The 460-nt window shown below is 60.7% G+C and carries 1 protein-coding gene; it reads right to left on the bottom strand.

What is annotated here, in order from left to right; all coding sequences use genetic code 11:
* Window positions 1–460: DUF222 domain-containing protein (locus tag HGQ17_RS14915; RefSeq protein ID WP_324615315.1), on the bottom strand; the 460-nt coding region annotated here is incomplete at both ends.

The following is a 460-nucleotide window of genomic DNA, read 5'->3' as shown; positions in this document are numbered from 1 at the left end:
CCACCGGCATGGTCTCGCCCATTCCCACTGCGGCCGGATGAGGTCCCTCGGCGACCTGGTGAGGCTCCAGTCGGTCAGTAGGCACTCCTGCTGCGGCGGGATGAGGCGGCTGTTCCGTGTCCTGGGGCTGTGCCCGGTTCATACCCCGTGCAGCAGCTGTCACCTTCTTCTCGATGGCTTTGGCCTCAATAGTGGGGATGTAGAGCTCAATGAGGCTCATGCCGTCTTCACCGTGGTGGAAGCTGACGTAGCGGCGGTCTTTAGCCTCGTCGGCTGCCTCATTGAACAGTTCCACATCCAGCTGGGGGATCCTGCGGATGATCCATGCCCTCAGCTCAGTTGGCGTCTTGCCAGGAGCGACATTGACGAGTTCTTCGTCGATGATTTCTAGGAGGTCCTCTCGGTGAATGAGTGGTGTGGTCTCGACTGCGGTCTTGCGCAGTTTGGCGAGGTCGATGGC

Origin of the sequence: Nesterenkonia sedimenti (assembly GCF_012641515.1) — a bacterium.
Lineage (GTDB): Bacteria > Actinomycetota > Actinomycetes > Actinomycetales > Micrococcaceae > Nesterenkonia > Nesterenkonia sedimenti.
This window is presented reverse-complemented; position numbering and strand designations above follow the sequence as displayed.